The 24,536-nt window shown below is 49.7% G+C and carries 23 protein-coding genes; 1 reads left to right on the top strand and 22 read right to left on the bottom strand.

Annotation, left to right across the window (positions count from 1 at the left end; all coding sequences use genetic code 11):
• Nucleotides 1-106: 106 nt before the first annotated feature.
• From efp to N3Z11_RS08975, 19 genes are all read right to left on the bottom strand, one after another.
• Complete coding sequence (gene efp, locus N3Z11_RS09065) at nucleotides 107-664, bottom strand: elongation factor P (RefSeq protein WP_260656847.1); 558 nt, start codon at nucleotides 662-664, stop codon at nucleotides 107-109.
• Nucleotides 665-685: 21 nt separating this feature from the next.
• Entirely contained in the window at nucleotides 686-1,858 is a 1,173-nt protein-coding gene (earP, locus tag N3Z11_RS09060) for an elongation factor P maturation arginine rhamnosyltransferase EarP (RefSeq protein ID WP_260656846.1), read from the bottom strand.
• Nucleotides 1,859-1,872: 14 nt separating this feature from the next.
• Nucleotides 1,873-2,250 (bottom strand): hypothetical protein, encoded by a 378-nt coding sequence (locus N3Z11_RS09055; protein WP_260656845.1) that lies wholly within the window; start codon nucleotides 2,248-2,250, stop codon nucleotides 1,873-1,875.
• A complete protein-coding gene (locus N3Z11_RS09050) occupies nucleotides 2,247-2,783 on the bottom strand; it encodes a hypothetical protein (RefSeq protein ID WP_260656844.1) in 537 nt (178 codons plus the stop codon). The genes N3Z11_RS09055 and N3Z11_RS09050 overlap by 4 nt, the downstream gene beginning before the upstream one ends.
• A 117-nt stretch (nucleotides 2,784-2,900) precedes the next feature.
• The gene (locus tag N3Z11_RS09045) at nucleotides 2,901-3,317 is read right to left on the bottom strand and encodes a rhodanese-like domain-containing protein (RefSeq protein WP_260656843.1); all 417 of its coding nucleotides are present in this window, start codon (nucleotides 3,315-3,317) and stop codon (nucleotides 2,901-2,903) included.
• Nucleotides 3,318-3,364: 47 nt separating this feature from the next.
• Nucleotides 3,365-4,018 (bottom strand): LysE family translocator, encoded by a 654-nt coding sequence (locus tag N3Z11_RS09040; RefSeq protein ID WP_260656842.1) that lies wholly within the window; start codon nucleotides 4,016-4,018, stop codon nucleotides 3,365-3,367.
• Nucleotides 4,019-4,208: 190 nt separating this feature from the next.
• A complete protein-coding gene (gene glnS, locus N3Z11_RS09035; RefSeq protein ID WP_260656841.1) occupies nucleotides 4,209-5,870 on the bottom strand; it encodes a glutamine--tRNA ligase in 1,662 nt (553 codons plus the stop codon).
• A gap of 193 nt (nucleotides 5,871-6,063) precedes the next feature.
• Entirely contained in the window at nucleotides 6,064-7,587 is a 1,524-nt protein-coding gene (locus tag N3Z11_RS09030) for a S10 family peptidase (protein WP_260656840.1), read from the bottom strand.
• A gap of 145 nt (nucleotides 7,588-7,732) precedes the next feature.
• Nucleotides 7,733-9,778 carry an LTA synthase family protein gene (locus tag N3Z11_RS09025; RefSeq protein WP_260656839.1) on the bottom strand — a complete coding sequence of 682 codons (2,046 nt, stop codon included), beginning with the start codon at nucleotides 9,776-9,778 and terminating at the stop codon, nucleotides 7,733-7,735.
• Between the two features lie 98 nt (nucleotides 9,779-9,876).
• On the bottom strand, nucleotides 9,877-10,578 hold the full coding sequence (locus tag N3Z11_RS09020) for a hypothetical protein (RefSeq protein ID WP_260656838.1): 702 nt from the start codon (nucleotides 10,576-10,578) through the stop codon (nucleotides 9,877-9,879).
• Nucleotides 10,575-11,315, bottom strand: coding sequence for a hypothetical protein (locus N3Z11_RS09015; RefSeq protein ID WP_260656837.1), 741 nt, complete (start codon nucleotides 11,313-11,315; stop codon nucleotides 10,575-10,577). The genes N3Z11_RS09020 and N3Z11_RS09015 overlap by 4 nt, the downstream gene beginning before the upstream one ends.
• A complete protein-coding gene (locus N3Z11_RS09010) occupies nucleotides 11,305-11,712 on the bottom strand; it encodes a cupredoxin domain-containing protein (protein ID WP_260656836.1) in 408 nt (135 codons plus the stop codon). Before N3Z11_RS09010 ends, N3Z11_RS09015 begins: the two co-directional genes overlap by 11 nt.
• Complete coding sequence (locus N3Z11_RS09005; RefSeq protein WP_260656835.1) at nucleotides 11,709-13,091, bottom strand: sensor histidine kinase; 1,383 nt, start codon at nucleotides 13,089-13,091, stop codon at nucleotides 11,709-11,711. The genes N3Z11_RS09010 and N3Z11_RS09005 overlap by 4 nt, the downstream gene beginning before the upstream one ends.
• Complete coding sequence (locus N3Z11_RS09000) at nucleotides 13,088-13,747, bottom strand: response regulator (protein WP_260656834.1); 660 nt, start codon at nucleotides 13,745-13,747, stop codon at nucleotides 13,088-13,090. Before N3Z11_RS09000 ends, N3Z11_RS09005 begins: the two co-directional genes overlap by 4 nt.
• Nucleotides 13,748-13,766: 19 nt before the next feature.
• Nucleotides 13,767-14,462 (bottom strand): tetratricopeptide repeat protein, encoded by a 696-nt coding sequence (locus N3Z11_RS08995; RefSeq protein WP_260656833.1) that lies wholly within the window; start codon nucleotides 14,460-14,462, stop codon nucleotides 13,767-13,769.
• Nucleotides 14,463-14,539: 77 nt separating this feature from the next.
• Complete coding sequence (locus N3Z11_RS08990) at nucleotides 14,540-15,322, bottom strand: SDR family oxidoreductase (protein WP_260656832.1); 783 nt, start codon at nucleotides 15,320-15,322, stop codon at nucleotides 14,540-14,542.
• A gap of 2 nt (nucleotides 15,323-15,324) precedes the next feature.
• Nucleotides 15,325-16,017 (bottom strand): TenA family transcriptional regulator, encoded by a 693-nt coding sequence (locus N3Z11_RS08985; RefSeq protein WP_260656831.1) that lies wholly within the window; start codon nucleotides 16,015-16,017, stop codon nucleotides 15,325-15,327.
• Nucleotides 16,018-16,032: 15 nt separating this feature from the next.
• The gene (locus N3Z11_RS08980) at nucleotides 16,033-17,610 is read right to left on the bottom strand and encodes an AMP-binding protein (protein WP_260656830.1); all 1,578 of its coding nucleotides are present in this window, start codon (nucleotides 17,608-17,610) and stop codon (nucleotides 16,033-16,035) included.
• The gene (locus tag N3Z11_RS08975) at nucleotides 17,607-18,428 is read right to left on the bottom strand and encodes a thermostable hemolysin (protein ID WP_260656829.1); all 822 of its coding nucleotides are present in this window, start codon (nucleotides 18,426-18,428) and stop codon (nucleotides 17,607-17,609) included. Before N3Z11_RS08975 ends, N3Z11_RS08980 begins: the two co-directional genes overlap by 4 nt.
• A gap of 249 nt (nucleotides 18,429-18,677) precedes the next feature.
• Here N3Z11_RS08975 and N3Z11_RS08970 point away from each other — a divergent pair, with 249 nt between their 5' ends.
• Nucleotides 18,678-20,768 (top strand): sensor histidine kinase, encoded by a 2,091-nt coding sequence (locus N3Z11_RS08970; protein WP_260656828.1) that lies wholly within the window; start codon nucleotides 18,678-18,680, stop codon nucleotides 20,766-20,768.
• Nucleotides 20,769-20,887: 119 nt separating this feature from the next.
• On the opposite strand, the gene sucD is transcribed toward N3Z11_RS08970, so the two are convergent.
• The 3 genes from sucD to odhB all read right to left on the bottom strand — a co-directional run bounded on the left by sucD (nucleotide 20,888) and on the right by odhB (nucleotide 24,319).
• Complete coding sequence (gene sucD / locus N3Z11_RS08965; RefSeq protein ID WP_031570684.1) at nucleotides 20,888-21,760, bottom strand: succinate--CoA ligase subunit alpha; 873 nt, start codon at nucleotides 21,758-21,760, stop codon at nucleotides 20,888-20,890.
• Complete coding sequence (gene sucC / locus N3Z11_RS08960; RefSeq protein ID WP_260656862.1) at nucleotides 21,760-22,926, bottom strand: ADP-forming succinate--CoA ligase subunit beta; 1,167 nt, start codon at nucleotides 22,924-22,926, stop codon at nucleotides 21,760-21,762. The genes sucD and sucC overlap by 1 nt, the downstream gene beginning before the upstream one ends.
• A gap of 199 nt (nucleotides 22,927-23,125) precedes the next feature.
• Entirely contained in the window at nucleotides 23,126-24,319 is a 1,194-nt protein-coding gene (odhB, locus tag N3Z11_RS08955) for a 2-oxoglutarate dehydrogenase complex dihydrolipoyllysine-residue succinyltransferase (protein WP_260656827.1), read from the bottom strand.
• Nucleotides 24,320-24,536: the final 217 nt, after the last annotated feature.

The raw sequence follows: 24,536 nt of genomic DNA, 5'->3' as shown, positions 1-24,536 counted from the left end.
GCATTACTTTGCTGTTCGCTCCACTCAACACGAGAATTTCACTACAGCTAAAATGCAAAAAAGCCAGTCAATGACTGGCTTTTTTAACACTGGGTACGGCTAAAAATTATTTAGCACGGCCACGGTATTCGTCAGTACGGGTGTCGATTTCAATCATGTCACCAGTTTCAACAAAAGCAGGAACCATCAGCTCGAAGCCGGTGTCCAGTTTAGCTGGTTTCATTACTTTACCTGAAGTGTCACCACGGGCAGCTGGTTCTGAGTACACAACTTCACGTACAACGATAGTTGGCAGGTCAACAGAAATAGCGCGCTCACCGTAGAAAACAACTGAACACTGCATATCCGGCACTAAGTATTTCAGTGCGTCAGTCATGTTTTCAGCTTCGATTTCGTACTGGTTGTACTCAGCATCCATGAATACGTACATTGGGTCGGCGTAGTAAGAGTAAGTCACTTCTTTAGTGTCTAACATGACTTGTTCAAACTTGTCGTCAGCACGGTATACAGTTTCTGAACCCTGACCAGACAACAGGCCTTTTAACTTCATTTTTACTACAGCAGCGTTACGGCCAGATTTGTTGAATTCAGCTTTCTGAACAACCATTGGCTCGTTGTTGACCATGATCACCTGGCCAGCGCGTACTTCTTGAGCAGTCTTCATCATAATTGAAATATCTTCTTGTTAGGAAAAATTGCGGGGCATTTTACATTTATTTTCAGCAAAACGCACGAGGTTGCTGGCAAGATCTTCGTGTGTCATTAAAAATGCGCGCCACGCCTTGTTATAAAGCGCAATTTCTTGTTTATTTTCAAGCAATAACGGCCAGAGTTCCGCAAGAGGTAACTCCAGATCCCAACGCCGGTGCACTTCAAGTAACAGTTGCTGCAAAGGCGCCGGCGCCTGCTGCAGATACTTCGTTAAAAAGGCGTCCAGCTTTACCTGATGCGCCTGCTCATGCTGGCGGTAAATTTGCCAGATAAATGTTTTGCCAGCCCAGTGCGCACGGATCACAGAATCTTCACCGCGGACAAAGTTAATATCACAGGCAGCAAGCAGATAGTCGTATTGCTGCTGCGGCATAAAAGGCAAAATATCAATGCGAAGATTTCCGCGCTGTGCATAACTCTGACTGCTAAGTTCAGGCCACAGCGTTTTTAACCTGTTGGCAAGCACACCTTCAGGCACCAGCAACACTGTGCTGGTGTGAGCCTGACTCAGCTGCTCTAACCAGCTGCCGATAGCAGGCTGATCGTACGCAAATAACGATACTTTGATATCAAACTCTGGCACATGAGACAGGCCCAACTGCAACCAGAATTGTTGCTGCGCTTTTGTGTCAGTGGCAAAAGCATCCAGTGTGGCCACCAGATTGCGCTCTCTTAACAAAGCGCCGGTTTGGCCGGTAAAACCCGGGAAAAAAAAGTATTTGTGAAGTGCCAGCCCCTGCTGTGGCGACGCCAGGCCATGACAGCCATGCACCCAATCTTCGGCCGACAAATACTCCAGATTCAGCCAGAGCGCTTGTGGTTGGTGCTGTGCCAGCGCCTGTAAATAAGCCGTGGGAATAGTACAAGCCAAAGCTTCAATCACAAGCTGCGGATACTCTTTCGCCTCAAGCTCAGGCAGCGGCGAGCTCCAATAGCGCACCAGCACCCCTTCAATCCGCTGACTTGTATTGTCCGGCTGAACTTGCGGGCAAATTCTGGCAAAACTGTGCAGGTCGTCCACCCACAAGGTGATATCCAGCTGATGCTCTGCCACCAATTGCCGCGACAGCCGCCAGCAAATACCAATATCACCAAAATTATCAATCACACTGCAAAAAATATCGCAGCGCTCAATCGCGGACGTCATGAAAAAATTCCTATTTAGAAAAGCGTTCTGGCTACAACCGACAACAGCTTGACTGTTGCATAAAGGCTGATGGCCAGCAGCAGCAAGGTGGCCAGTGCCAGGCTATGTAGCCTGAGGCCAAACACAAAGGCGCGCAGTTTATCACGAAACGGCTGGCCTTTTCGCTGCGGGGTCCGGACGGTAAAACCGGCGCGGATCAACAGATATAACAACAGCCAAAGCAGCACTAACACCGGTAACAATAACAAGGTGTCCGGAACTTGCTGCCCCAGTTGCAGGGCACTGAGCAGTACCATCAGCACCAGCAGCCCCCACCAGAGCAATGAAGACCAGAGCCGGCGCTGTGCGATACGCTGCAAAAACTGCAAATAACGGCGGTAAAAGCCGATCAACCGGGGCTCCGGGCCTGTTGCCACAATTGTTGCGGGAATAACGGCACTATGCCGGATAAGCCAAATAAATCGCCGACCAACCAGATTTGTTCAAAAGGATGCTGACTGGGTAACAATAAACGTGGCCTGTGCTGTTGCAGATCCTGACTGCGCCAGTGTGGGTTGGCATTACGGATCACCAGCCACACCCTGCTGCTGTCATAACTTTTGCGGCCTTTTTGTGCAATCAGCCGGTTCAGTGCTTCCAGTAGCCGGTCTTCTGCCGGCACCTGCTGCAAAGCCAGCAATTCCTGATGTGTTTGCAAACTTAACGATCTGCCTAAGATCTGCATGGCTTCGGCTTCGCTGCCGTATAAGTGGGCGATTTCCAGATCCAGCCGTTCATCCGCCAGATAGCAGGACACATCAGGTTTGGCCGGCTCGTTATGCCAGATATGCCGCATCGGCAGTTGGTACTTCTGCTCATATAACCGCATAAATAGCCGGGCGGCATCATGCTCAAGCTTAATTTTTTCTAACTGCTGCCCGTGCATTGTCGTACTGCTCCTTCGCGGTTTTTTTGACAAAAACTCCGGTTCAAACCAAGTCAGTCAAAACAGATAAAATCCGGGGCACGCCGGTTTATCTGACCAACATGATGAGAACTTCGGCTATTTTGCCTGCGCAGCCTGCTGTTTCAGCGCTTCATAACCGCCGGCATTAGTGACCTTGCTGTAGCCCATGGCCTGCAAAGCTTCAAGTGCCAGGCCAGAGCGACGGCCACTGCGGCAATACAGATAAATTTCAGCGTTTTTATCCTCTGTCACAGCAGCAATCCTGGCCGCAATTTGTTCATGCGGAATATGCAGGGCTCCGGCCAGATGACCGGCGTTAAACTCATCCGCAGTGCGCACATCTATCCAGATGGCAGTGCCGGCTTTTTCTGCTGTAACTGTTTGTTGTTGCTCAGTTTGTGCTTTTGCCTCAGGCTGTGCCGCCGCGGCCTGCCCGGCCAGTAAAGCTGAACTGAAAAACAGTGCCGGCATCACCAAAGCCCGACCCGATGTTTGAACCCATAATTTATCCATTTGATGCTCCAAAAAGTTGTTTGTTAAAAAGTCTGCTCAGTGACGGCTTAATTCGAGTTGAGCTGCTGCACTATTTCCAGCAGCACAGGCCAGACTGAGCCCAATAACAATAACGCCATACAAATATTAAAACCGCGTTGTGTGGTTGGTTGGTTCAGCCAGCGCCTGAGCAAAGCACCAAATAATAACCAGCTGCCCACGCAAGGCAGGCTCATCAGTAAAAAAGCCAGGGTGATTTGCATCACATCCTGATAAAACTGGCCCTGCATGGTGGTAAAAGCCGCCACTGCCCCCGATGCCATCACCCAGGCTTTGCCATTGACCCACTGAAAAGCGGCCGCCTGCAGGAAACTAAAAGGTTTGCTATTGCTACCTTCAAGTGAAGTGGGTTTACTGCTGGCAATTTTCCAGGCCAGCCAGCACAGATACAACACGCCGAGCACTTTAATCGTCAGATGTAACCAGGGCTGATTGCTCAGCACCACACCAAAACCCAGCCCAATCATCAGCACCATCAGCGGAAAACCAATACAGATGCCAAATAAATGCGGCAAACTGGCTTTCACACCATAGTTAACGCCGGAGCTCATCATCATGATGTTATTGGGCCCTGGGGTGATGGTGCTGGAAAAAGCAAAAAATAACACGGCAAAAAATACGTCCACCTGATGCGCTCTTATGGTTCTGCCTGAGACAGCCATGGTAATGCCCGCCAGCGGCGATTGGCAAGGTTTGCCGGTATCTTACACGCATTATTCAGCAAGCCACTGTGCTTCGGCCCTAAAATCCCCAGCACATGTTGCTACAGTGCAGCGCCGACGGCTTCTTCAGAGCAAAGGCATAAAAAAACCAGCAATACGCTGGTTTTTTTATCAGGTTTAGCTGTGCGCTTTAATCTTCGAAGAAGGTATCACGCAGTGCTACAGTGCGGTTAAACACCAGCTTGTCTTTGCTGAAGTCTTTATTGTCGGCGCAATAATAACCTTCCCGCTCAAACTGATAGGCCTGCTCTGGCTTGGCATCAACCAGACTTGGCTCGACAAAACCATGTTTGATGGTCAGAGACGCCGGGTTAATTACACTGATAAAGTCCTCTTCCGCCGCAGGATTGGGCACGGTAAAGAGTTTATCGTAGACGCGAAACTCTGCCGGCTTGGCCTGGCTTGCTTCCACCCAGTGAATCACACCCCGTACTTTACGGCCATCGGCCGGGTTCACGCCTAAAGTGTCCGGGTCGTAACTACAAATCAGCTCAACAATATTGCCGGCTTCATCTTTAATCACTTCGTCTGCCCGCACTACATAAGCACCACGCAAACGCACTTCGCCGCCTGTCACCATCCGTTTGTACTTTTTGTTGGCTTCTTCTCTGAAATCAGCACGGTCGATATAAATCACTTTGCCAAAGGGTACCTTGCGGCTGCCCATGGCTTCTTCTTTCGGGTGATTGTGCACTTCCAGCCATTCAATCTTGTCGGCCGGATAGTTGCTTAAAGTAATTTTCAGCGGGTCAATCACCGCCATAGCACGTGGCGCATGCGCATCTAAGTCTTCACGGATACAGGCATCGAGCGCACTGGCTTCAATCATATTGTCTTGTTTGGTGATACCAATACGTTTGGCAAATTCACGTAAAGACGCAGGTGTATAACCACGGCGGCGTAAACCGGCAATGGTTGGCATGCGCGGGTCGTCCCAACCAGACACATGACCGCCGTCTACCAGGGTGTGCAGCTTACGTTTACTCATCACCTGATATTCCAGGTTCAGACGGGAAAACTCAATTTGCTGCGGGTGGCAGTTAATGGTGATGTTGTCCAAAATCCAGTCGTATAAACGGCGGTTGTCCTGGAACTCCAGTGTACAAAGTGAATGGGTAATGCCTTCAAGCGCATCCGAAATACAGTGCGTGAAGTCGTACATAGGGTAAATGCACCACTTGTCACCAGTCTGGTGGTGATGGGCAAACTTGACGCGGTAAATCACCGGGTCGCGCATACAGATAAATGGTGATGTCATATCAATTTTGGCGCGCAGCGAACACTCACCTTCTTTAAAACCACCATCCCGCATTTTTTCAAACAGCGCCAGGTTTTCAGCAGGTGAAGTGTCTCGGTATGGGCTGTGTTTGCCTGGCTCAGTTAAGCTGCCACGGTACTGGCGCATTTCTTCGGCATTTAAAAAACAGACATAAGCCAGACCCTTATTAATCAGCTCAACGGCATAACCATACAAAGCGTCAAAATAATCAGAAGAATAACGTACTACGCCATCCCACTGAAAACCCAGCCAGTTCACGTCGTTCTGAATAGAGTTTACAAAATCGATGTTTTCTTTTTCCGGGTTGGTGTCGTCAAAACGCAGGTTACACTTGCCCTGATAATCTTCAGCAATACCAAAATTTAAACAAATCGACTTGGCATGACCAATGTGCAGATAACCATTTGGCTCAGGCGGAAAGCGGGTTTGCACTGTGTTGTGTTTGCCGGAAGCTAAATCGGCATCAATAATTTGCCGGATAAAATTGGTGGGGCGTGTTTCGATGTCCGCCATATAAATCAGATCCTTGTGTGTCGACAAAAATAAAGGAAGAAAAAAATCAGTTGGCCGCATTATAACAGCAACAAAAGCGCTGACCAGTAGCGTATTGGCCTTTGCCGTTTTTTGTTAGCACAGTTTACAGCTGCAGCAAATAAAAAGGGCTGCCCGAATGGCAGCCCTGGTCTATTCAGCCAATTAAAGTGGCTTAATATTTTGCTGCTTGATCAGGGGCCGGCAAAGTGGCGTTAATAAAGTCGCGTAAATCCTGATTCGACTGTTTTAAATCTTCATAACGCAGATACATCATATGGCCGCTGCGATAACCTTTAAAACTCAGGCGGTTTTTCATTTTACCGCTAGGGTCTAACTGCCACATGCTGTATTTGGCGTCAAAATAGTTGGTGGCGCCGTCGTAATAACCCGACTGGATCATCACATTCAGGTAAGGGTTTTGTGCCATGGCCTGACGTAAGTTCTCACCTGTGTTGTCGTCGCTGTTATCCCATGGCCTTACCGGGCCAAACATATTGTATTTGACGTCGGTTTTATAATTGAGCTCAGTGCGCAGGTAATGGTTTATGGCCGGGGTAAAAGAGTGCAGCCAGGATGTCAGCTCCGCATTAAAGTCCGGACTATCCCCTGCATCACGTTTGTCGATGCCGATATAACGTGAATCTAACCGGCCAACAGTTTGACCGCGGTCACGCAGCAGCTCTTTCCAGAAAAAGTCGTTTGGAATATCCAGATTATTCTGCAGCACAGCTTGCAGTGATAAACCGGCATATTGCGCTACCTGACGGGCAATCTGGTCTTTTTCTTCAGCGCTGATAAAAGCACCTTTAGCCAGGGCTGGCAGATACTGATTGATGGTGAAATCTTCAACCTTCGGCAGTAAATCCATTAAATCCAGCTGCTGCAGCTCAGGGCTAAGCTTTTTGTGATACCAGGCGGTGGCGGCAAAATAAGGTAAACGGTTGGCCACATCCACCGGACCTTCACGTTTAATACCAATTTCGGTTGGGGAGACCAGCACCACACCGTTTAAATACATCCACTGCATATTTTGCAGCGCCAGTGCCAGGCCAGAAACCCGCGTGGTGCCGTAGCTTTCACCAATCAGATACTTAGGTGACTGCCAGCGCTCGTTGCGGGTGACAAAAGTATTGATCCACTCAGCCAGATATTTGACGTCGGCATTCACACCAAAAAACATTTTGGCCTGCTCGTCTTTACTCATCATCTTGCCGTCTTTACCTGGCAACACCCGTGAATAAGCGGTATTCACCGGATTCACAAACACGATGTCGGCAGTATCCAGCACAGAATAAGGGTTTTGTTTGGTGCCATAAGGCTGCAGCGGATAACCTTCGCTATCGACATTCAGCGCTTTAGGGCCGGTGTAAGCAATCTGCATCCAGACCGAGGCTGAGCCCGGGCCACCATTAAAGGAAATTAATAACGGCCTTTTGCTTTTATCTTTAATGTCAGTGCGCTGGTAATAAGTGTAAAACACAGTAGCGACGGCTTTGCCCTCGTCATTCCACACCGGCTGGGTGCCTGTGGTGGCGCTGTAAGGAAAAGAATTGTCATTCACTGTGGTTTTATGTTGGGTCACCACCACTTCATCGGCGGCAATTTGCCGATCGTTGCTGGCAGCACTTTCGCTTTTAGCCGTTGCCGGCAGCGCCAAAAACCAGCAAGCGCTTAATATTAAAAGTTTTGTTTTCATCTGAGTCCGGGATCTATCTCTGGTTTGTTGTTCTCCCGGCTTAGCACCGGGCCCTTGGGTCATCAGCTTGTTATTTAACTGAAGTTTACCGGGAACAACAAAAGAGTTGAGACTATCTGCTGCAAAACAGGTCGGATGGCGCGGTTTAACCTTTATTGCAGCTTAGTTTGTCCTGATATTTTTGTTCCCGGTACAAATAAGATGCCAGTTGCACCTCAGCCAGAGCGCGGTTTTTCTCATCAATAGTCACAGCGTCACTCACCAGCTCCAACCTTTTATTGCTGGCATCATAACGGCCTTTGACCGCCTGCTGATTCGGTTTCAGTACCACCACTTTATCTTGCTCCAGCAGGGCAAAATATTGATCAAACTGCAATAAAGCGCGGCCAGGACTTTGGCTGTCACGGCTAAAATCACGTCCGGTGAATGGATGACAAGCCGACACGCCAGCAAGCGACAGCAAAGTGGGCGCCAAATCAATCTGACTGGCCAGCGGCTGAATTTGCTCAGGCTTTACTGCCCCACCTAAAATCAACGCCGGAATACGGAATTTCTCTACTGGCACCAGGTTATTGCCATACACCCTGTTGTCATGATCGGCCACCACTAAAAACAACGTATCCTGCCAATAGTCAGATTGCCGCGCGGCTTGAAAAAACTGCCCCATGGCCCAGTCAGCATATTTGACTGCGTTATTCACCTGCGCTTTAGGCTGCTGATGCAAGGTTATACGGCCATCCGGAAACTCAAAAGGCTCATGATTACTCGAGGTAAAAATCAGGCTGAAAAAGGGTTTGCCTTGCTGGTGTAACTGCTGCAACTGCTGATGCGCGCTGCGGAATAAATCTTCATCACTGGCGCCCCAACTGCCAACAAATTGTGGTTTGTTGATTCTGGAAAAATCGACAATGTCGCTAAAACCATTGCCAGTGAAAAAACTGCGCATATTGTCAAAATGCGCCTCGCCACCATAAATAAATTGAGTGTGGTACCCCTGTTTTTTTAACACAGAGGCCAGGGTACTGAAATTATGCTGGCTATTGGACAGTTTGACTGTGCTTTGTGCCGGTGTGGGCACAAAACCAGCTACTACGGCTTCAATGCCCCGCACCGAGCGGGTGCCTGTGGCGTACATTTGTTCAAACCAGATGCCCTGCGCTTTCAGTTGCTCAAGCTCTGGCGTCACCGGCTCGCCGCCTAAGGATTGAACAAAAGTGGCGCCCATACTTTCCTGCAGTACGATGACAATATTCAGCGGTTTTTGCCGGATTGCCGTGGCCTGCTGCTGATGTAAGGTTGGAAGTGTGGCATCGTGAAACTGCAACTGTTGATGCCAGGGCCAGCCAAGCGCACGCCTGAGCATCTCATCTGTGGTTAACTGACCATAAATCGCGCTGGAGCTGGCTTCATGGCGCATGCTGTAAGCGGCATAAAGTACCGAATAGGGCGAGCTTATCACCAGCGAATTGACCATAGCATCGCCTGTGATGGCGAACATGGCCGGATTGGCCGGCCTGTGCTGGGTGGTGGAACGAATGGCAATAAATACCAGCAATACCACCAAAGGCCAGCTTAACCACAAGGTTTTGTTGCAGGAGCACTTTGTGCTGCCAAGACCAGAGCGTAAATAACGGTAGCCACCATATAACAGCACTGCTGTGGCACTGACGCCCAGCAGCAGCGGTGCGCGAAAGCCATACCACAGGGTTGAGAACACTTCTTTGGGGTATTTCAGATATTCCAGATAAAGCCGGTTTGGCCTGACATCATATTGCAGCAAAAAAGCCGGCGTGGAGAGTTCCACAAAAAGCAGCAGGCTTAGCATCAGCATCAGCCACCACAAACTAAAACCTTGCCACAGTCCCTGCCATTGCTTACGCGCCAGCACAGGCGCCAGCAATATTGGCACAACCAGCATCAGCCCGAGCAAAATCAAATCAGCCCGCAGCCCCTGCAACAATAACCACAGTGGCGCGCCGCTTTGTTCAACCCGCTGCCATTGCCAGGCAAAAAGCACCAGCCGGCTCAAAGATAAAAACGCCAGCGCCAGCAAGATAAATCTCAGATACAAAAGGTAAGGCCCGATAACACGCTGCCAGAAGGATAAAGATGGATGTGCTGCGGCTAAAGCAGTGTTGGATAAAGCGACGGCACCAGGCGCAGCCGCGCCGGCAGATAACAACTCAGACAAGATAACAACCCCGATATTTTTATTATTTTTGGAGTTTGCGTGTTTTACCTTAACAATTTCTTAAGGCTGCACAAGGTTAGATCCGGGTAGGGTTTTTCTCAAAACTCGTACTCCAGCGCAAAACGCAAAGTGTTATTCACAGTGGAAGCATCAATGGCAAAAATCACCGCAAATTCCCATTTTAACTGCTCTAAACCACTGAATTTGTGTACCCCCATCATCGATGGGCCCGCCCCCCGGTAATTTTCGCCGGCATAAAATTCGATGGCAGGCTGCACAGCCGGCAACCAGCGGTAGCGATACTGCAAACGAAATTCGGTCTCAAGCTCAGACTCTAAGCTCTGCCCCCATTCGTACACGAGTAAACCATTGAGCGTCAAGCTGGTAGGGCCAAACTCTTTTTCCATCAACAAGCCGCTGGTAAATTCATAATTATCCGAGTTATTTTGCCGCTCCAGCTCAAACAACATGCCCCAATCCGCACTGTATTGGCCCTGCTCTGTCAGCATCCAGCGCAATTCAAGTTCATAACCGCTGAGCTTGTAATCTTCCGGGCTTACCCGGTCGGCAATCACATAAAACTCAAACGCCATCCGTTCAGCGATGGAAAAACCATAACCAAGTTTTTGTGCCATGGCGTTATTGTCCGGATGTTCAGCTTGTTTCTGATAGGCAAATCTGTATTCAAATTCGCGTTCCAGCGGCTGCACATAAGGATGATACACTTTGTCGACCACCCGACCATCAGCCCAGGCCGGCACGGCGCAAAGGAGCAACAGTAATCCCAGTCCCAGTCTCATTTTTGTACCTCCAGGTGACGGCTTTGCCACAACAGCAGCAAAAAAGCAGCCACAAATCCCGCCAGTTGCATCAGGCCGGGTGTTGCTTCATATCCCAATAACGCATTAAAAAAGTGGCCATACTCCGACTCCTCAGACAGCAACCATTCGCTATTCCAAAGTTGCGGCCCACTGCGTAGCCAATCTGTTTGCACCAGCAACATCACCGCCATGCTGATTTGCCGGGCAGCCAGCAAGGATAAACTCAGCTGGTAAAAAACACGCCAGCGCCCTGCCAGTTCAAACTGCAGCTGATACCAAAGCACGGCCACACTCAGGCCAATACCAAGCCCCAGGGCGGCTCCCAGCAACAGCGCCGGCGAGGCAAACAGGTTTTGCTCGTAGACAAATAAAAACAACACCAGATTACTGCCGTTGACCCAAAGCAAACTCGCCACAGCCAAACCTGCCAGCCGTGCCGACCAATGTGGTTTTTCTGCACAAGCCACACTGAGCAGCAACAGGAAAAAAGTCAGCAGATAACAGCAGATATATAAAAGCTCCAGGCCTGAGCCCGAGGCAAAATCTGAAATGCGGCTAAACTGGCTGGCAATCAGCAGCAAACCAAACAGAGTTGCCACCAGCAGCACTGGCAATAAAAACCTTAACCTTGCGCCCTGCCACACCAACAATGTGCTCAGCAATAACAAGGCCGGCAGCAACTCCTGTAAAAACATCACCACAGTGTTAATCAGCACCGCCGCTCTCCTTGACCTGTTGCTGCGCCTGCCATTGTGCTTTGGGTAGCACAATCAGGGTGCCGCGGGCACTGTCGGGGTGATATTCACCGACAAAAGCATGTTCACCCGGTTGCAGCGGGCCGATAAACACCACACCTTTGCTGTTGCCTAAAATGACTTTTTCCCTGTTGAGGCTAAAACTTTCAAATTCTTCCGGCGTACTGTCCTGGTTATGGATCACCAGTTTGACCTTCTCGCCCTCTGGCACATAAAGGGTGGTGGGACTAAACAGATGATCTTTAAGCTGCAGTTGCAATACCAAAAGTTCGGCATAAACAGGCAAGCCGAATATGGCGAGCGAATAAAGCCCGAATAGATAAAGTTTGTGCACTAAGCTTTTACGCTCTGGCTTCACTGAGGCAATTCCACTGTTATTTTAAGTCCTGAAGCAAAATCCGACGGTCCAAGGGTTAAGCTGCCAGCATGCAATGCCACAATTTCTTTCACAATAGCCAGCCCCAAACCTGAGCCTGGTTGTCCAGACTGATGCCGGTCGCCGCCTACCCGGTAGAAACGATCAAATACGCGCTGATATTCACTTGGATCTATGCCAGGGCCGGAATCTTCCAGGGTGAGTCTTACCAGCCTGTGCTCTGTTGCCAGCGTCAGCTTGATCTCGCCTTCGGCAGGTGTGTATTTAATGGCATTGCCCAGCAGATTCACCAGCATTAAGCGCAGTGCAAAAGTGTCAGCCATCAATGGCACATGAACCTCACCACAAAGTTCCACCTGCTGATTTTTTTGCAGAATTTGTGGATAAAGCTCGGCAATGACCTCACGGCATAAGGCCGCCAAATCCATCCTTTGCAGCTTGGCTTTAAAATGCTCCGGATTGGTTCTGTTGAGCAACATAATTTGTTCAATCAGCTGACTCATGCGCTGCACACCATCCTGGAGCGCCGGCATTAAACCTTGTGGATCAGCAACACCGGCCTGTTGCCACTGTGCAATGGCATTGTGCAGGTTTACCTGCAATACACTGAGCGGTGTACGCAGCTCATGCGCCACATCAGAGGCAAAACGTTTTTCCCGGGCAAATGCATCACTGAGTTTGACCAGCAGCTGATTGGTGGTACCAAGCACCTGCGACAGTTCAGCTGGCACTTGCGCCAGTTGTACCGGCGTTAAATCGTCAGCTTTTTTACCCGATAGCTGCTCGGCAAATTTTAACAGCGGTGACAAACCTTTGCTGACCGCCAACCAAATCAACAGTGCCTGCAGCGGTAAACTCAGCACTACCGGATAAATAGACGCCAGCACCACTTCTTCTGCCAGTTGCTGGCGCTGTTTGAGCGGCTGTGCCACCAACACCGTCAGGGGCTCAGTCGCAGTCAGGGCTGTTGCAGAGACTCCGGCACCGGCAGCGGCTTCCGGGCTAGCGGCGTTTTGTACCAGCTGCAGATAGGTGCGCCAGCGTTGACCGGAAAAATTTTGTTCGCTGTAACCTTCAGGGGCCTGAATTTTGTATTCGGGCGCATTGGCAGAGCGGTACAAAAGTGTATTGCCACGCCAGATTTGCACCACACTGCTGACCTGTGTTTCAGGCTGCCCCCTATCAGTGGTGGTATCGGCAAAAGATGGCAACAGGCTCGCCGCCAGCATTTGTAAATCATCATCAAATAATTGGTCCGCCCGGCTGATACTTTCGCGATAACTATGCAGCGCCGCCATAAAACTGGTCAGCGTCAGCATCGCAATCAACATAGTCACCAGATAACGGCGAATCGAACTCATGCCGGACTCACGCTATAACCCACACCACGTACAGTTTTAATAAAGTCTTTGGGCAGTTTTTTCCGCAGGTTGGAGATATGCACTTCAAGTGCATTGCTGGCCACTTCTTCGCCCCAGGCATACAAACTGGCTTCGAGTTGTTCGCGGGTTTTAATGCGACCGGCCGATTCCATCAGCACTTTGAGCAGCATATATTCGCGTCTGGATAAACTGAGCACAGCGCCATCCACCGCGACCTGATGGGCTGTGGCGTCAAGCTCGACGTTTTGCAAACGGATAAGGTGCGAGCTGGCCGTGCCTAACCGCCGCTCAATGACTCTGAGGCGGGCAAAAAGCTCAGACATGGCAAAGGGTTTTACCAGATAATCATCGGCGCCTAAATCCAGGCCGCGGATCCTGTCATCCACGCCATCGCGCGCTGTGAGTACCAAAACCGGCAACTTGGCGTATTTTTGCCGGGTGATTTTTAATACATCCAGGCCGTCGATATCGGGCAAACCTAAATCCAGCACCACGGCATCACAGTCCTGACTGCGGATAGAGGCCAGCGCCTGCTGGCCCAGTGACACCTGATTGACGGTAAAGCCCTGCTCACGCAGCGCAAGTTGCAGGCCCTGCGCTAAATCCATGTCATCTTCAACCAGCAATATCCGCATCAACTTTACCTTACAACTTTTAGTGTTTTATTTTTTTCGCCACCTTGGCCATCAGTGCGGCAATTTCCTGCTGACGACCGGCATCGGCACTCTCACGGCCCGGCCGTTTTGGTGCCTGTTTAGCCTGTTCAAGATAGCGCATTGCTTTGGAATAGTCGCGTTTATCTGCTAATAATTCCGCATAAAAGTAATTTGGATCAATACCTTGCGGGTTAATTGTTAATGCTTTATTTAAAAGCTCCGCCGCTTTTTTATTGCTGCCAAAACCAATAGGCCAGCCTGGCACTTTAAAATACAACACACCTAAACTGGTATAAGCCGAGCCCTGTAACGCATTGGCGTCCAGCGCCAGCGCTTTTTCAAAGTCGGCTTTAGACTCTTCGGCCACGCCTAAAGCGCCAAGGCCACCTTTGGCACCGGCCAGACTGGATTTAATAATGCCACGCCAGATATAAGCTTCGGCTTTATCGGCATTGGCAGCCACCACCTGGTCGGCACTAGCCACTAACTCAGTAAAAGCTTTTTCGCGTTTGTCTTCATCCAGCTGATAGTTAATTTCGGCCCAGCGTTGCTGCAAAGGTGCAATATCGCTCAGCACATCAGCCCAAAGCGCCGGACTTCCCAGCACAGATGCCACCAACAACAGCGCACTTAAACCTTTATTCAAACGACCATACAGGGAATTCACCCGGCTTTTGTTGTTTACAGTATTCATTGTTACCTCTTTGCCCAGTCATTGAGCCTTGTTAAAACCAGTTAAAATCTGTTGTATGCAAGTATCTGGCTCTGCGGTTAAGTCCGGCCGCTGGCGTACTTTTCAATCACCGCGAGTTTTTTCTGCAGCGCTTTATCAACCAGCGCCGGGAAAATTGCATTCAGCCTGACAAAAAGTTGCTCGGGCCAGCCTAAAAAACGCCGGCTTTGTGCTGTTTCCAGCTGTTTTAACAAGGCTTTGGCCACCAGCTCAGGGCTGTCCATCTGATTACCCAGTTGTTGATTCATCGCTACCACTGCCGCACTGTTAATAGCGGTATTGGTGGCTCTGGGGGCAAAATACAGCACCTTCACCTTTGTTGCGCCAAGCTCCCGCCTAAGCGCTTCGGTAAAACCCCGCAGGCCAAATTTGCTGGCGCAATAACCTGAATAACCCGGGTAACCTATGCTGCCAAAAGCTGAGCCGACATTCACAATAAAAGCGTCGTTTTGTTGTTTCAGCTGCGGCAATAACAGCTGGCACAGCTGCATAGGTGCCAGCAGGTTCAGTTTGATTTGCGCGGCATAATCCTGCTCAGCACAAAGTGCAAACTGGCTGATACCGGCATTGTTAATCAGGCCATGCACAGCGCCCTGCTGCTGGCAAAAATGCTGCAGTTTTTGCAGCGCCTGCAAGTCCGTGACATCAGCGCTGAACACTCTGTGCTGGCCCGGCAGTTGCTGACGCAGCCGAAGCAGCGCTTCACTGTCACGGCTGACCAGAATCAATCTGGCGCCCCTGGCGGCAAGCTGTGCAGCAATGGCACGGCCAATGCCGCCGGTGGCGCCTGTGAGGACTATGGTTTTATCCTGAATATTCATCTTCAAAGCTCCGCCGCTTGCGCTTGTGGCATTTTGCTGATGCCGTGATTGGCGTCCAGACTGAAGAAAATGTCGCCATAAAGGCGGTAAAACCTTTTAGCGGCATGGATGATCAGCTGCTGCTCCTGTTCATCATCAATTTTGTCCATCAGACTTTTGAAAAACTTAATGTGCTCCTGATCCAAAGCGCCGTGCGAGCTTAAATAACTAAAGGCTTTTTTCGGCAGTTGCAGCTTTTCAGCAATTACACCGGCAGCCTGGTCGGCAAGTGCAGTGGACGTGCCTTCCAGCACCAGCACCATGCCAAAAAAACACAGTGGATGAATGCGGCGCACTGAGTCGTAGGCATAAGCCACCATCATTTCAGTGGCAAAAGACGGCTTGCTACCACGCGCCTGTTCTTTGTCATAACCACAACGGGCGATGTCGTTTAAGATCCATTCCTGATGCCCCAGCTCTTCTTCAATATATTCGGCCACTGCTTCACGCAACCATTCTTTGGATTCGGGCAATAAAGCGCCCACTGACATCAAAAGCGGAATAGTGTGTTTAACATGGTGATAAGCCTGCTGCAAAAAGGCCACATAATCATCATGTGTGATGTCGCCATAAAAACAGCGGTGGATAATAGGAGCACTGAGTAAATAGTCACGTTCTGTGGCAGTGGCTTCAATTAACTTCTGATGAAAACTCATAAACAACTCCTGGGTTCAACAAGCAGCTGATGCTGGCGCAACTAAATCGGATTGAACGCTGTCGGTAACAGCATCATTGGTATAAAGCGCGGCAATTTGCGCTTGATACAGTTCGGCAATTTGGGAACGTTTTGGTCTTTGATTGGCAGTTAAGGTGCCGTTTGTTTCAGATAAAGGCGTGCTGAGGCGGTAAAAACGCTGCACCCGGGCATAATCAGGCAAAGTTTCATTCACCTGGGCCAGCCAGTTTTTTATCTGACTGTTGTTGATGGCAGGGTTTGCACAATACAACAAAGCACTGCAATAAGGCCGGGCGTCGCCGACCAGCACCGCTTGTTGCAACAAGCCATTTTTTAACAATTCGGCTTCCACCCATTCCGGATTGATATTGCGGCCCAAACTTGAAATCAGCAGATTTTTCTTGCGGCCTTTAATTTGCAAGCGGCCATCAGACAGCATCAGGGCCAAATCACCTGTGGCTACCCAGCCTTGTGTTTCATCTGCGGCCATTGCTTGTTGCCGGGCTTGTGGCTGCTCCCCTGGCAAAACATCAGGCTGAGCATCCGTCTGTCCGGTAAAGTCCGACAAATAACCTAAAAACGGCGTTTTGACCCAAAGTTCGCCGGCAACAAGTTTTACCTGCAGGTGCGATAACGGCTTGCCCACACTGGCCAAATCTTCCAGGCTGGCCGTTGCAGCATTGACTTCTGATAAGGCAACCACAGAGCCACATTCACTTAAGCCATAACCCTGATACACCGGCAAACCGGCTTTGGCAGCCAGAGCCAGCAGTTGTGGCGCCACCACAGCACCGCCCACTGCAATAAATAACAGGCTTGCCGGCGGCTGCCAGCCTTGCTGACAAGCCTGCACTAACAGCTGTAACAGCTCTGGCACTAAAATCAGCGTTTGTGGTTGGGTACTGCTGATCAGGTCTAATAATTTTTTCGGCTCTGCCAGGCTGCTGCCATGAAAACCACGCTGGAATTCATCGCTCAGCAGTACTTCGCCACCAGCCAGCAAAGGTGCATAAATTCCGGCGATATTTTCCAGTAAGGTACTCAATGGTAGTAAACACAAATGACGCGGCGCTTTGATGGCAATACGCTCCACCAGGCTTTGTGCTACCTGCAGCTGGGTAGCAGCCGATAAGCACACTCCTTTTGGTGTACCGGTAGAGCCTGAGGTAAAGGTGATTTTCTGGCAATCAGCTGGCAACTGCAGTGGCTGCAAGGCCTTCTGATACTGATAAGCATATAAATTATGGAATTTGCCCACCTGCCGGAAACCATCAAGGAAAAGCTCGTTACTGCTGAAAATCAAATCAGGTTTTACGGAATTCAGAATATGCTGCAGCTGCGCCTCACTTAAATAAGTGGGCACTGGCACCAGCAAGGTGTTGCTATCCAGGCAAGCTAAATCCAGTAGTGCCCATTCCAGATTGCCGGGGCTTAGCAACAATACTCTTTTGGCAGCGAATGCCTGCAGTTGTTGTTGCCACTCTGTCACTCTGGCGCTCAACTGATTCAAATCCAGACTTTCACCACTGATGGCGTCGGTTAGTTTGGCCGTGGCTGGGAAATTCAGTTTCATGCACATTTGCCTTTGCTGATAGTTGAAAGATCATGCACCGGCGTTGTTGTTACCGGGGCTGCAGATTTTTGTTCAAGGCTGAGGCCAGTTACAGTGGCGTGCAAAGATGGCCAGTATTGATGGGGTAAAGCCAGTAGCCTTGGCGAGCTGCTGATAAGCGCCATGGCCTGGGTTAAATCCAGCGCACAGACTTTAGGATGACTCTGATAATAACTGCCCCAGGAAAGTGCGCTGTCACCAAGGCGACTGGCGTCACCTTCGGCCAGAAACGTCAGCTCCAGACCATGGCGCTGTAATAAATCCTGCACCTGAGTGGTGGCGCAACATACCAGCTGGCGATAACCCAGCTGATACAACGCATAAGCCAGCACCACAAACAGCAATAGAGTGTATTGGCGATTGGCCGAATACAGATTGCCAATTTCAACCAGGCTATCTCTGCTGCATTGAATACCGGCCGAGCGCAATACAGTGCAAATATCAGCATCCAGATACTGCTCAACAAACAAGGACTGATTCTGGCCACTGCGCACGCCAAGGACGGCCTGCCACTGACCTCTGGCCTGCACCGCCAGGAGATCCGGCATAAAAGTCTGCACATTGGCGCCGTAAGCCTGGTGAAAACCATCGGCAATAAACTGCTGTAACGAATGGCGCTGCGCAGCATCCTTGTTCAGTAACAAGAGTTGCGCTGCTTTGTCATTACCTGAGCCTGTTGTGGTTTGATCTGACAGGCGCGGCTGCAAAACCTGCCCCTGTGGTCTGCTTAACTCAGGACTTAACTCGGAACTCAACTGAAACTGCAGTGCCACCATCATCAACTCCTGCTTTGAGGCTATGGTAGTGATTCTGGCCGCTGATACTTAAAACAACCTTAAGTCAGAAAATTTGTGGGGTATTGCTAAAGTGTTTAACTGTGCAGCGCTGGCACTGCTTCAGATTTTGCTCATTTATTTGCTAAAACTGCAGGCTGACAGCTATGTCCTGTCACAGATAAGTCATACTCAGCTCTGGGTAGTTAGAGGTGGAACAGCATGATGTCAGGGCAAACAACTTGGCTTCCACGGATGATGTTTTTTCTGTTGTTGTGGGTCAGCCCCTGTTGCGCTGAAAGCAACAACACAGGCAATTCTGCAGGCCAAAAGGAGCAGGAGCAGGAGCAGGAGCAGCAACAAAACAACGCCGACAGATTTGAGCAAATAAATCTCAAGAGTAAATCCAAACCGCGTGAGGCCAACACCGACATTGATCGGTGGCTAGCCATAGTTCCAGCAGAGGATCTTGAATTACGCGAAAAGCTTATCACCACCAAAGCCTTTAATCTGATGGTGTTGTCAGAAAATGATGCGTCGGTGCAGCTGCTGGACGCCTGGCTTACTGAAGTGCAGCAACAGCACCCGGCCAGAACCACCAGAGCACTGGAAATTCTCGGTTATATCGCCATGCGCCGTGGTGACCATATCAAAGCCAGCAATTTACTGGCGCAAGCGCTGCAACTCTCGACAGAGCACCACCAGCCGGAGCGCCAGATCACCAGCCGGATTTATACCGCTATTCAGGCAGTGCACACCGGACAAAATCAAACTGCACTGGAATTGTTCCTGGCTGCCCGCGCCCTCAATGAGCAATATAAGTTTGATTATTTAACAGTGAATATTCAGAGCAATATAAGTAACTTGCTGATAGAAATGGGCCAGTACCAGCAAGCTCTTACCGGTTTATTGGCTGCGCTTGACAATCCGGCCTACGAGGAAGCTGATTTAATTTATGTCAAAATGAGTCTGGCACGCTGTTATCTGGCGCTGAAACAACATGATACCGCTCTGCCTTATGCCGAAGCTGCACTTTTGGGTTATCAGCAGCGCGAAGATCCCTATTATCAGAGTGTGGTGTTATTGATGCTGGCAGAGATAGCGCAGCATCAGCAACATCTTCAGCAGGCACAGCATTATCTGGAGCAGGCCTTAACCCTGGCCGCCGCGCAGCAGCTGACGCGCCAACTCTCTGATGCTTATTTATTAAAAAGCAAGCTGCTGCAACAACAGCAGCAAAGTGCCTCCGCATTGGAAGCCATGCAACAACATTTACTCTATTACAAGCAGTACCACAATGAAGAGGCTCAGCAGCAGTTACTGCAATTGCAGAACCAGATAGAAAACTTAAGAAAACAGCAACAAATCAAAAATTTAGAGCAAGAGCTGACAGTCAGAAACCTTAAAACCAGCCATCAGCGCCGTACACTTTGGTTAAGTGGCTGCGCTGCTTTGGCCATTATTCTGCTGCTGTTATTCCTTGTCAGGTTGCAACAGAAAAAACGCCAGCAATCCGAACTTTATTCCAAACAATTAGCCGCCTCTTATCAACAACTACAACTGACCCAACGGCATTTAATTGCTTCAGAAAAAATGACTGCAACAGCGGGCATGGTGGCTGGTTTGGCGCATGAGCTGAATACGCCGCTTGGCATACTGACCACGGCAGTGAGTTTATTACAGGAAAAAACCAGCGAGTTCCAGCAAAAACTGGCCACAGGCCTGACCAAACAGGATCTGCAGCTTTATCTGGACAACAGCCGTGAAGCACAACAATTATCGGCACAAAATGTCGAACGTTGTGCCCGTTTAGTGCAACATTTTAAACAACTGGCTGTGCAGCGCAGTGACCACTACAGCAGCTTTAACCTGCTGCAGTTAGTCAGCGATGTGATGTCGTTATTGTCGTCCCGCTTTGACCGGCAACAGCTTAGTATCGACTATCAGCAGACAGAGCTGATGTTATATGCCGATGCACAGAGTTTTCAGCTGCTGCTGGTTGAACTGATTGATAACGCCATTTTGCACGCCTTTCCCGAAGGCAAAACCGGCCAGATCCGGCTTTGGGTCAAACGCCTGCCCGAGCACTGGGAGCTGCATTATGAAGACAACGGCGTTGGTTTTTCAGCCTCATCGCCCGACAAAGTGTTTGAGCCTTTTTATACCACCAGCCGGCACAGCGGCCACACGGGTTTGGGTTTAAATCTGGTGTATAACCTGGTCACAGTTGCACTGGAAGGAGAAATTGAGGCCCTTGCCGTCAGTTCAGGTTTTGCGCTGGTGTGCCGTTTACCCAATCAACTATTGGCGACAACGGATCCCAAGCGCGGGCCGGACCAGACTTAAATCCTGCGGCGCTTCAATAGGATCGCACTTGCACTACAACCTTTTCATACAAGGCTCTGTATACCGATAAAAAAACCCGCACAAGGCGGGTTTTTTACACACTCAAAACTAAAAAGCTATTACCAGCCAGTCAGTTCACGCAGTGCTTTACCGATGTCGGCCAGAGAACGCACAGTTTTAACACCAGCATCTTCCAGAGCACGGAATTTGTCATCAGCTGTACCTTTACCACCAGAGATGATGGCGCCGGCGTGGCCCATGCGCTTACCAGCTGGTGCAGTTACACCGGCAATGTAAGAAACCACAGGCTTAGTCACGTGAGCTTTGATATAAGCAGCAGCTTCTTCTTCAGCAGTACCACCGATTTCACCGATCATGATGATGGCTTCAGTCTGTGGATCTTCCTGGAATAATTTCAGGATGTCGATGAAGTTAGAACCAGGGATCGGGTCACCACCGATACCAACACAAGTAGACTGACCAAAACCTTCGTCTGTAGTTTGTTTTACAGCTTCATAAGTCAGAGTACCTGAACGCGATACGATACCTACTTTACCTGGCTTGTGGATATGGCCTGGCATGATACCGATTTTGCATTCGCCTGGAGTAATAACGCCAGGGCAGTTTGGACCAATCATACGTACGCCTTTACGGTCTACGTATTCTTTGGCAAACAGCATATCGATAGTCGGGATACCTTCAGTGATACATACAATCAGCTCTAAACCTGCATCAGCAGCTTCGATGATTGCATCTTTACAGAATGGTGCCGGAACATAAATCACAGTGGCAGTTGCGCCAGTGGCGGCAACAGCTTCTTTTACTGTGTTGAACACTGGTAAACCAATGTGCGTAGTGCCGCCTTTACCCGGGCTTACACCACCAACCATTTTGGTGCCGTATTCCAGCGCCTGAGTTGAGTGGAAAGTACCCTGGCTACCGGTGAAACCCTGACAGATGACCTTAGTGTCTTTGTTGATGATAATAGACATTATTTGCCCTCCGCGGCTTTCACTACAGCTTTAGCAGCTTCTGATAATGAAGTGGCAGCGATGATGTTCAGGCCAGAGCTTTGCAGCTTCTGAGCACCTAATTCAGCGTTGTTACCTTCTAAACGAACCACAACTGGCACGCTCACGCCCACTTCTTCAACGGCACCGATGATACCTTCAGCGATCATGTCACAACGCACGATACCACCGAAGATATTGACGAATACGGCTTTTACAGCTGAGTCAGACAGGATGATTTTGAATGCTTCGGTTACGCGCTCTTTGGTTGCGCCACCGCCAACGTCCAGGAAGTTTGCTGGCTGGCCACCGCTTAATTTCACGATGTCCATAGTACCCATTGCTAAACCGGCACCGTTTACCATACAACCGATGTTACCTTCTAAAGCAACATAGTTCAGTTCCCACTGGGCAGCACGGGCTTCACGCTCGTCTTCCTGTGATGGGTCATGGAAAGCGCGCAGTTTTGGCTGGCGGTACAGTGCATTACTGTCAGCAACCAGTTTGGCGTCTAAGCAGTGCAGGTTGCCCTGAGAAGTGATCACCAGAGGGTTTACTTCGATCAGCGCGATGTCCAGATCAACAAACATCTTGGCAAGGCCCAGGTAGATGTTAGTGAACTGTTTGATTTGCGTGGCGTTTAAGCCCAGCTTGAAGCCGATTTCACGCGCCTGGAACGGCTGAGCGCCTACCAGCGGGTCAATCGCCATCTTGATAATTTTTTCTGGTGTTTCTTCAGCGACTTTCTCGATGTCCACACCACCTTCAGTCGACGCCATAAATACAATGCGACGGCTTGAACGGTCTACCACGGCACCCAGATACAGCTCTTTTTCGATATCTGTACAGGTTTCAACCAGGATCTTGCTGACAGGCTGACCTTTTTCGTCAGTTTGGTACGTAACCAGATTTTTACCCAACCAATTTTGAGCAAAGTTACGGATTTCTTCTTTAGAAGAAACTAATTTCACACCGCCCGCTTTACCGCGACCACCAGCGTGAACCTGAGCTTTCACTACCCACTTGTTTCCACCAATACGATCTGCTGCTTCTGCTGCGGCCTGTGGAGTTTCTTCCGCATAACCTTCAGATACAGGTAAACCGTATTCGCGAAAAAGCTGTTTTGCCTGATATTCGTGCAAATTCATGGCTTCTTTCCGTTTTTCTATTGATTGTAGCCGCCCTTTCGGTGCGGCCTGACCCATTGGATAATGCCTTGTGGCTATATCCAGATGATTTAAAAGGCTGCTTTAACGCAGCCCTTCCGCTCTATTTTCCCGGTTGCAACTTCAGACCTGGCCAGAACTTTGTGTTGTCTGGCCGGGTTTTCAGTGGCTTAGGGTAATATCAGATATCCAACAAAATACGGGTTGGATCTTCTAATAATTCTTTCACTGTGACCAGGAAGCCCACAGATTCTTTACCGTCGATGATACGGTGATCATAAGACAGTGCTAAATACATCATTGGCAGGATTTCCATCTTGCCATCAACCACCATCACACGGTCCTGGATCTTATGCATACCCAGAATTGCCGATTGTGGCGGGTTGATAATTGGCGTTGACATCAGAGAGCCGAACACACCACCGTTGGTGATAGTGAAGTTACCGCCCATCAGGTCGTCCATCGCCAGTTTGCCGTCACGGCCTTTGATGGCTAAATCTTTGATAGCTTTTTCAATTTCAGCCAGATTCATTTTGTCGCAATCGCGCAGCACCGGGGTGACCAGACCACGTGGAGTTGACACTGCAATACTAACGTCGAAAAAGTTGTGATACACAATATCGTCGCCATCAATAGCAGCATTCACTTCAGGGTAACGTTTCAGCGCTTCGGTCACGGCTTTTACATAAAACGACATAAAACCTAAACGGATACCGTGTTTTTTCTCAAACACATCAGCGTATTGTTTACGCAGATCCATAATTGGCTTCATGTTCACTTCGTTAAAAGTGGTCAGCATGGCTGTAGAGTTTTTCGCTTCCAGCAGACGGTTAGCGATAGTTTTACGCAGACGTGTCATAGGCACACGTTTTTGTGAACGGTCACCGACCACAGCAACTGGTGCTGCAACGGCAGGGGCGGCTTTAGCAGCAGGAGCTGCCGGCGCGCCAGACAGGAATTTTTCCACGTCTTCTTTGGTCACTCGGCCGTTTTTGCCTGAACCCTGGATTTTGCTGGCATCTAAGCCTTTTTCAGCAATCATACGACGTACAGAAGGTGTTAACACTTCATCAGCGTCGCTGGCGGCAGCCGGGGCTGCAGCAACAGGAGCAGCGGCAGCAGCTGGGGCTGCAGCAGCAGTTGCGCCGGCGTTCAGATGACCAATCACCTGCTCGGCCAGCACAGTTGCACCTTCAGCGTGGATGATTTCGCCCATCACGCCATCAGCTTGTGCCACAACTTCTAAAACAACTTTGTCAGTTTCGATATCAACCAGAACCTGGTCGCGGCTGACGGCTTCACCTGTTTTTACATGCCAGGTAGCGATAGTTGCATCAGCAACAGATTCGGGTAGTACTGGGACTTTAATTTCCACTTTGTCACCTTTTTACAGATTGGTCTGCGTTTGTGTTCAGTCTTACAAAGCCAAAGCCAGTGTCGTTATACCCTTCATCCTTGAAGTTACAGGGGTGTTGCCTTCATTCGCTCGCCCCAGTCACATAGACAACTATGCTCCTGGGGTCTCACTCACTCGGCGCCTACCTGCAACTTCAATGATTTTGGGTATAAACCCACACTGACCATAAAAAATC

It is taken from the genome of Rheinheimera sp. 4Y26 (assembly GCF_025245835.1).
In the GTDB taxonomy this organism is placed as follows: Bacteria; Pseudomonadota; Gammaproteobacteria; order Enterobacterales; family Alteromonadaceae; genus Pararheinheimera.
The sequence above is the reverse complement of the archived record's forward strand: the minus strand, read 5'-3'. Positions and strand labels throughout refer to the sequence as shown.

What these genes read in the sequence shown, in the direction of transcription:
- efp (WP_260656847.1), bottom strand. Translation starts at nt 664, where the DNA reads ATGAAGACTGCTCAAGAAGTACGCGCTGGCCAGGTGATCATGGTCAAC.
- earP (WP_260656846.1), bottom strand. Translation starts at nt 1,858, where the DNA reads ATGACGTCCGCGATTGAGCGCTGCGATATTTTTTGCAGTGTGATTGAT.
- N3Z11_RS09050 (WP_260656844.1), bottom strand. Translation starts at nt 2,783, where the DNA reads ATGCACGGGCAGCAGTTAGAAAAAATTAAGCTTGAGCATGATGCCGCC.
- N3Z11_RS09045 (WP_260656843.1), bottom strand. Translation starts at nt 3,317, where the DNA reads ATGGATAAATTATGGGTTCAAACATCGGGTCGGGCTTTGGTGATGCCG.
- N3Z11_RS09040 (WP_260656842.1), bottom strand. Translation starts at nt 4,018, where the DNA reads ATGGCTGTCTCAGGCAGAACCATAAGAGCGCATCAGGTGGACGTATTT.
- glnS (WP_260656841.1), bottom strand. Translation starts at nt 5,870, where the DNA reads ATGGCGGACATCGAAACACGCCCCACCAATTTTATCCGGCAAATTATT.
- N3Z11_RS09030 (WP_260656840.1), bottom strand. Translation starts at nt 7,587, where the DNA reads ATGAAAACAAAACTTTTAATATTAAGCGCTTGCTGGTTTTTGGCGCTG.
- N3Z11_RS09020 (WP_260656838.1), bottom strand. Translation starts at nt 10,578, where the DNA reads ATGAGACTGGGACTGGGATTACTGTTGCTCCTTTGCGCCGTGCCGGCC.
- N3Z11_RS09005 (WP_260656835.1), bottom strand. Translation starts at nt 13,091, where the DNA reads ATGAGTTCGATTCGCCGTTATCTGGTGACTATGTTGATTGCGATGCTG.
- N3Z11_RS09000 (WP_260656834.1), bottom strand. Translation starts at nt 13,747, where the DNA reads ATGCGGATATTGCTGGTTGAAGATGACATGGATTTAGCGCAGGGCCTG.
- N3Z11_RS08995 (WP_260656833.1), bottom strand. Translation starts at nt 14,462, where the DNA reads ATGAATACTGTAAACAACAAAAGCCGGGTGAATTCCCTGTATGGTCGT.
- N3Z11_RS08990 (WP_260656832.1), bottom strand. Translation starts at nt 15,322, where the DNA reads ATGAATATTCAGGATAAAACCATAGTCCTCACAGGCGCCACCGGCGGC.
- N3Z11_RS08985 (WP_260656831.1), bottom strand. Translation starts at nt 16,017, where the DNA reads ATGAGTTTTCATCAGAAGTTAATTGAAGCCACTGCCACAGAACGTGAC.
- N3Z11_RS08980 (WP_260656830.1), bottom strand. Translation starts at nt 17,610, where the DNA reads ATGAAACTGAATTTCCCAGCCACGGCCAAACTAACCGACGCCATCAGT.
- N3Z11_RS08975 (WP_260656829.1), bottom strand. Translation starts at nt 18,428, where the DNA reads ATGATGGTGGCACTGCAGTTTCAGTTGAGTTCCGAGTTAAGTCCTGAG.
- N3Z11_RS08970 (WP_260656828.1), top strand. Translation starts at nt 18,678, where the DNA reads ATGATGTTTTTTCTGTTGTTGTGGGTCAGCCCCTGTTGCGCTGAAAGC.
- sucD (WP_031570684.1), bottom strand. Translation starts at nt 21,760, where the DNA reads ATGTCTATTATCATCAACAAAGACACTAAGGTCATCTGTCAGGGTTTC.
- sucC (WP_260656862.1), bottom strand. Translation starts at nt 22,926, where the DNA reads ATGAATTTGCACGAATATCAGGCAAAACAGCTTTTTCGCGAATACGGT.